Source organism: Pyxidicoccus fallax (assembly GCF_012933655.1).
In the GTDB taxonomy this organism is placed as follows: Bacteria; Myxococcota; Myxococcia; order Myxococcales; family Myxococcaceae; genus Myxococcus; species Myxococcus fallax.
Genome location: NZ_JABBJJ010000537.1, coordinates 1 through 5671, shown reverse-complemented (window position 1 = coordinate 5671; position 5671 = coordinate 1). Strand labels below are relative to the sequence as shown.

Below are 5671 nucleotides of genomic sequence, written 5' to 3'. Positions count from 1 at the left end.
CCCCCCGGGCCGCCGCCTCGCTGGAGGAATCATTCCTCCACGGCGGCCCTTCTACCGGAGGGGGCTGACATGCCAGGGAGGATGGGGCCCACGCCCGATGAGGACCTGGCGGGTCCTCAGGCCTCGTGCACTTCGTTCCCGCCACCGAGGGCCGAGAGTGGAGGCAGACACGAGCGCGTGGGCTCGGAGTGACGGGAGGGCATCGGGTGTCCCCGGTCCGTGCGCCCCCCTCGATGCATGGGGGTGGGACGGAGCAAGGTCGCGGCCCATGAAAAGCCGCGGCTGGAGTCACGCGGTGCCGCGAGGGGCATGTGGATCCACGCTCGCGACGAGGGGGGGGGAACTTCCGACGCAAGAACGATTCGCGCCCCGAATCAGCCGCCTCTCTCACTGCCTGCCCGACAGCGCCGTCACCCAGAATGCGTCCGGCACCTTCGCCGACGCGCCATGCAGCAGCCGCTCACGCAGTCGCGCCTCGGTGACCCAGACCCGGCCATCCGCCGTCACGGTGAGGTTGACGGGAGATTCCATTCCAGAGGCGAGCACCTCGATGGACCTCGGCCCGGACGCCGTTCCGAGCACGTCGATGCGGACCACGCGCCCGTCACCACTGTTCGCCGCGCCCTCCAGCACCAGCAGCCGGCCGTCCGGAGCGAAGCGCATCCCATCCGGGTTCTCCATCCGGCGAGGCAGCTCCACCTCGCTCACCGTGGGCGGCGCTCCCTCCGCACCCGCGCGCACGAGGAACAGCCGTCCCGGGCCATACGTGTTGACGGCGAGCGTCCGCCCATCCGGCGCCAGCGCGATACCGGCGGGACCGACGGCGGCCATGCCCGGCCCCTTCGCCTGGAGGCGCGCGTCGGCCACGTAGGTCTCCAGCCGCTCGCCACCGGGGCTCAGGTAGAGGACGGAGCCGCGGTTGCTGTCCGTCACGTACAGCCCGCCGTCCGGCGCCACGGTGAGGTCATTTCCCATGCCGCCTTCCGGAATGGGAACGATTCGCCGCACCTCGCCGGTGCGTGCATCCACCGCGAAGAGCCGGGGCGCGCGCTTCCCCAATGTGCCGTCCGGGCGCAGCAACCCCATGACATCCGGAGAAGTTCCCCACAGCAGCCCGCGCGGTGCGTCCAATCGCAGACTCGTCACTGCGAAGACCTCCTCCGAGCCGGGGAAGAGCACCGTCCAGTCTCCTCCCGGTGCCCGGCGCAGGATGCGACCACTGGAGACCGAGCCGACGAAGAGCGTCCCGTCTTCCGCGTGGGTGATGCCATTGGGGTACGCGAAGCCCGGCGGCAGGGACAGGCGCTCGGGGCGCAGGGGCGCGGTGGCAATCCGGAAGGGCTCGGGAGCCTGTCCCTTGTGCGCGCCGAACAGCCGGGCGAACTGGGACTCGACGTAGAGGATGCGCCCGTCGATGACGATGCCGCTCGTGGGCTCCGCCGAGGACTCCACCACGGTCTCCAGCGTGGCGCGGGCGCCTTCCACCGTGATGCGCGTGACGCGCCCGCCTCCCGAAGGCAGTCCGTTCTCGAAGACCAGGAACGAGCTGTCTCCCACGGTCCGCAGTGCGTCCGCGCCCACGAGCGGCCGGGGCAGGGCCAGCACCTCCGGGACGCCCGAGCGTCCATCCTCCAGGATGGGCACGCGCAGCAGCCGGCCATCCGCGAAGGTGACGAGGTAGAGGGCTCGGCCATCCCGCGACAGGGCCACGCCGTTGGCATTGTGTGGCGCGCCTCCCAGCAGCGGATGCCGGGCCCACTGCTCGAAGCGCGACGTCTTCGGGTCGAAGCGCAGGACGCGAGGATTCGGAGTATCGGTGACGTACAGCCGGCCCGCCGTGTCCTGAGCGAGGTCGTTGCAGTACCCGCCGCCGGGAAGCACCCACCGCCCGCGCGGCGCGCCGGAGGAGAGGGTGAAGGCCAGCAGCGCCGTGGGCTTCACGGGCGTCCTGCTCACGCCGAGGTTCCCCGTGCAGGCCCACAGCAGGCCGGCCTTCGCGTCCACCAGCAGCCCCTGCACCGACATGAGGCCGCCCGCGCCAGCGGGGATGAAGGGCTCGGACGCCGCCGCGCCTGGACGGACGCGGACGATACGGCTCTCGGTGGCGCTGCCGACGTAGAGCGTGCCGTCCGGCGCCGCGGCGATGCTCTCCGGGAAGAAGTGGTCCGGCAGGGAGGCGCCCACCGGAGCGGAGCCGGCGGTCGCGGAGAGCAGGGCCGCGGTGAGGGCCCCCAGGAGGTTTGGGAGGTTCATGGCGTGGGTTCTGCTCAGCGCTTGGAAGCGGTGGGGGACAGGGCCTCGGCGGCCCAGGGACGGTGGCCGGGAATGGCGTAGCCGCCGTCGACGAGGAGGTTCTGTCCGGTGACGAAGCGGGCACCGTCGGAGCACAGCCAGAGCACCACGTCCGCTACCTCCTCCGAAGTGCCGAGCCGGCGCGCGGGGGCGTGCGCGATGAAGGGACGCTGCGTCTCCTCCGTCGACAGGCGCCGCAGCATGGGCGTGTCGATGACGCCGGGATTGACGTTGTTCACGCGCACGCCGCGGTCCATGACCTCCAGCGCCACCGCGCGAATCATTCCGTCGAGCGCCGCCTTGCTCGCCGCGTAGATGGACGTCCCCGGCAGGGCGCCATGCGCCAGCCACGAGGAGTTGTTGACGATGGCCCCGCCGCGCCCCGAGCGCAGCATGGCGTCCACCTGGTACTTCATGCTCAGCCACACGCCTCGGACGTTGATGTCGAAGGTGTGGTCGAAGTCCTGCGCCTTCAGTTCATGGATGGGAGCGAAGACGCCCTCCACGCCCGCGTTGTTGAAGGCCGCGTCCAGCCGGTCGAAGCGCTCCAGCGTGGTGCGCACGAGCCGCTCCACCTCGGCCTCCTTCGCGACATCCGTGGGCACGGCGAGCGCCCGTCCGCCCGCCGTCTCGACCTCCCGTGCCACCGCGTCCAGCTCCGCGTGGCGCCGTCCCGCGAGGACGACCGAGGCCCCCTCGCGAGCGAAGGCCAGGGCCGCGGCGCGACCCATGCCACTGCCGGCCCCCGTGATGAGGACCACCTTGTCCTGGAATGTCCTGGAACCCTTCGTATCCGCCATGGTGTTCGACCTCTCCGAGCTGGGGGACACCGTCGGGCCGGAGGCCACGGCGCGTCCGCTGCGTGCAATGCACAAGTAGCCCGAGGGCGCCGTCGCATCATCGAGGGGCGCTGCACTAGACTCTTGCACGGCGTGCATCAATCCGGAGGAGCGAGGCATGGAGCGGGTGGCGATGCGGGACCGGTTGGAGGACATGCTCAGCTTCACCGCGGTGGCGCGGGCGCTGAGCTTCGCGGACGCGGCGCGGGAGCTGGGCATCAGCGCGTCGGCGCTCAGCCGGCGCATTGCCCGGCTGGAAGGGGCGCTGGGCACGGCGCTCCTGCGGCGCACGACGCGGCACGTGTCGCTCACGGAGGCGGGGACGCTGTACCTGGAGCGGTGCGCGGACGTGCTCACCCGGGTGGAGGACGCGGAGGCGCTCGTCTCGGGTCTGGCCGCCGAGCCTCGGGGGCGGTTGCGCGTGGCCCTGCCGAACCTCTTCGGGCAGCTCCAGGTGGCGCCGCTGCTACCGGAGTTCCTGCACCGGTACCCGCGCATCGCGCTGGAGTGCTCGTTCATGGACCGCTACGTGGACCTGGTGCAGGAGGGCTTCGACGTGGCCATCCGCATCGGCACGTTGACGGATTCGAGCCTCGTGGTGCGGCGGCTCGCCACGAACCACCGCATCCTCTGCGCGGCGCCTTCGTACCTCCGGGGCCGCCGGCCCCTGACGAAGCCGGACGACCTGTCGCAGCACGCGTGCCTGTATTTCAGCCTCCTGTCGGAAGGACAGGTGTGGACGCTGCACAGGGGCGAGGAGCAGGCACAGGCGCGGGGGCGCCCGGTGCTCATCGCGGACAACGCCGAGGCGCTGCGGCTGGCGGCGGTGGGTGGCTGCGGCGTCACCGTGCTGGCCACGTTCCTCATCGCGGAGGACCTGCGGGCGGGGCGGCTCGTGCGGGTGCTCGATGGGTGGTCGGTGCCGGACACGGGCATCTACGCCGTGCACCCGCCGGGGCGACTGGTGCCGTCGAAGGTGAAGGCGTTCGTCTCGTTCCTCGCGGAGCGCTACGCGGGGATTCCGCCGTGGGAGCGCGTGGGGACGCGCCGCTGAAGACGGCACGATGAGAGGTGCCTGCGACCGCGAACCGGAGGACCGCGATGGTGAGTGGGTGGGAGGGGGCGGCGTGCACGGGATGTCGCCGCCGCGGAGGCGTTGTGAGCGCGGAGCCGACGGTTGTGCAGCCCGGAGAAGTGCCGTGTGCACGAGAGCAGCGGTTGACGGACGGAGGATTTGCTAGAGACCCCCTCCGCATGGAACTCACGCCCGCCTCCGAGCTGTCGCTCCGCGCCCTGTCCACGGTCTTCGCCCGCTCGTTCGAGGGCTACTTCGTCAACCTTCCCGACGTGCCCGCGCTCTTCGACGCGCGCGTGCGAAGCGAGCACATCTCCCTGGAGGAGAGCCGCATCGCGCGGGTGGACGGCGAGCCGGTAGGCCTGGTGCTGATGGCCCGGCGGGGCAGGGTGAGTCGCGTCGCGGGCATGGGCCTCATGCCCGCGTACCGGAACCGCAAGCTCGGCGGCGCCATGCTGCGCCCGTTGATGGACGAGGCCCGCGCCCGGGGCGACTCGCGGATGATGCTGGAGGTCATCGAGCAGAACACCGCCGGGGTGAAGCTCTACGAGCGGCTCGGCTTCCAGCGCGTGCGCCGGCTGGTGGGCTTCGTGGGGACTCCGGCGGCGGAGCCGGCCACGCTCGAAGAGGTGGAACCCCGGGAGTGTGCGCTGCTTCTTCCGGACGGGCTGCCCTGGCAGCTCGCGCCGGCCACTGTCGCGGGACTCGCGCTTCCCGCGCGGGCCTTCAAGCTGGGGCCGGCGGTGGCGGTCATCGCGGATGTCTCCGCGCCCACGCTCGCGCTGCGCTCCTTCGTCGTGGAGCCGGAGGCGCGCGGAAAGGGACACGGACGCAGGCTGCTCCGCGCGCTCGCGGCGGCGTGGCCCGGCAAGCCGCTGGCGGTGGGCGCCGTCGTTCCCGAGGGGCTGTGCGACCGCTTCTTCCTCGGCGCGGGGTTCTCCTATCCGGCGCTCTCGCAACTGGAGATGTCGCACGACCTCGCGTCTTAGCGGCCGGGCCACGCACATGGGGGAATACTTCAAGGTCTTCAACCTGGACCGGCGCGAGGTGTTGGACCCTTCGCTGCTCGGGCAAGGGCTCAAGCCGGGGGACCTCGGCCGCAACGAGCGGCTGATGATGGCACTGACCTACCTCCTGGCGCGAAGCGGCACCCTCAGCGGAACGCGGCGTCACCAGCAGGACCCGATGTTCGGGCGCTGGAGCGGTCAGCGCATCACGATGGTGGGTGACGCCTTCTCCGGGAGCACCGGTGAACTCTCCTGGGACGAGGACACCTGGACGTCACGCGCCGAGGGCTCCGGGAACTGGGTGGACATCAGCGAGCACGTCCTCGCGGCGGTGGAAGACTTCTTCCAGATTCCCGAGTCAGACCGGCGCCCCATCGCGCGTCCGCTCCGCTCCGTCCTCCACCCGGACGGCAGGGTGACCGCAATCCCTGTCGATGACAGAGGGGCGGGGTAGGGGC

The 5671-nt window shown here is 71.4% G+C and carries 5 protein-coding genes; 3 read left to right on the top strand and 2 right to left on the bottom strand.

The features are described 5' to 3' along the window. Nucleotides 1–387 precede the first annotated feature (387 nt). Nucleotides 388–2253: an SMP-30/gluconolactonase/LRE family protein gene (locus HG543_RS51000; RefSeq protein WP_169352242.1), complete on the bottom strand. Its 1866-nt coding sequence runs from the start codon at nucleotides 2251–2253 to the stop codon at nucleotides 388–390. Between the two features lie 14 nt (nucleotides 2254–2267). Continuing rightward, on the bottom strand, nucleotides 2268–3092 hold the full coding sequence (locus HG543_RS50995) for an SDR family NAD(P)-dependent oxidoreductase (RefSeq protein ID WP_169352241.1): 825 nt from the start codon (nucleotides 3090–3092) through the stop codon (nucleotides 2268–2270). A 157-nt stretch (nucleotides 3093–3249) separates the two neighbouring features. Between HG543_RS50995 and HG543_RS50990 the strand changes: the two genes are divergently transcribed. From HG543_RS50990 to HG543_RS50980, 3 genes are all read left to right on the top strand, one after another. After that, complete coding sequence (locus HG543_RS50990; protein ID WP_246357896.1) at nucleotides 3250–4185, top strand: LysR family transcriptional regulator; 936 nt, start codon at nucleotides 3250–3252, stop codon at nucleotides 4183–4185. Between the two features lie 200 nt (nucleotides 4186–4385). Beyond that, a complete protein-coding gene (locus HG543_RS50985) occupies nucleotides 4386–5195 on the top strand; it encodes a GNAT family N-acetyltransferase (RefSeq protein WP_169352240.1) in 810 nt (269 codons plus the stop codon). Between the two features lie 16 nt (nucleotides 5196–5211). Further along, nucleotides 5212–5667 (top strand): hypothetical protein, encoded by a 456-nt coding sequence (locus HG543_RS50980; RefSeq protein ID WP_169352239.1) that lies wholly within the window; start codon nucleotides 5212–5214, stop codon nucleotides 5665–5667. Nucleotides 5668–5671 lie beyond the last annotated feature (4 nt).

Coding starts and splice junctions, on each gene's coding strand:
- HG543_RS51000 (WP_169352242.1), bottom strand. CDS start 2,253: ATGAACCTCCCAAACCTCCTGGGGGCCCTCACCGCGGCCCTGCTCTCC.
- HG543_RS50990 (WP_246357896.1), top strand. CDS start 3,250: ATGGAGCGGGTGGCGATGCGGGACCGGTTGGAGGACATGCTCAGCTTC.
- HG543_RS50980 (WP_169352239.1), top strand. CDS start 5,212: ATGGGGGAATACTTCAAGGTCTTCAACCTGGACCGGCGCGAGGTGTTG.
- HG543_RS50995 (WP_169352241.1), bottom strand. CDS start 3,092: ATGGCGGATACGAAGGGTTCCAGGACATTCCAGGACAAGGTGGTCCTC.
- HG543_RS50985 (WP_169352240.1), top strand. CDS start 4,386: ATGGAACTCACGCCCGCCTCCGAGCTGTCGCTCCGCGCCCTGTCCACG.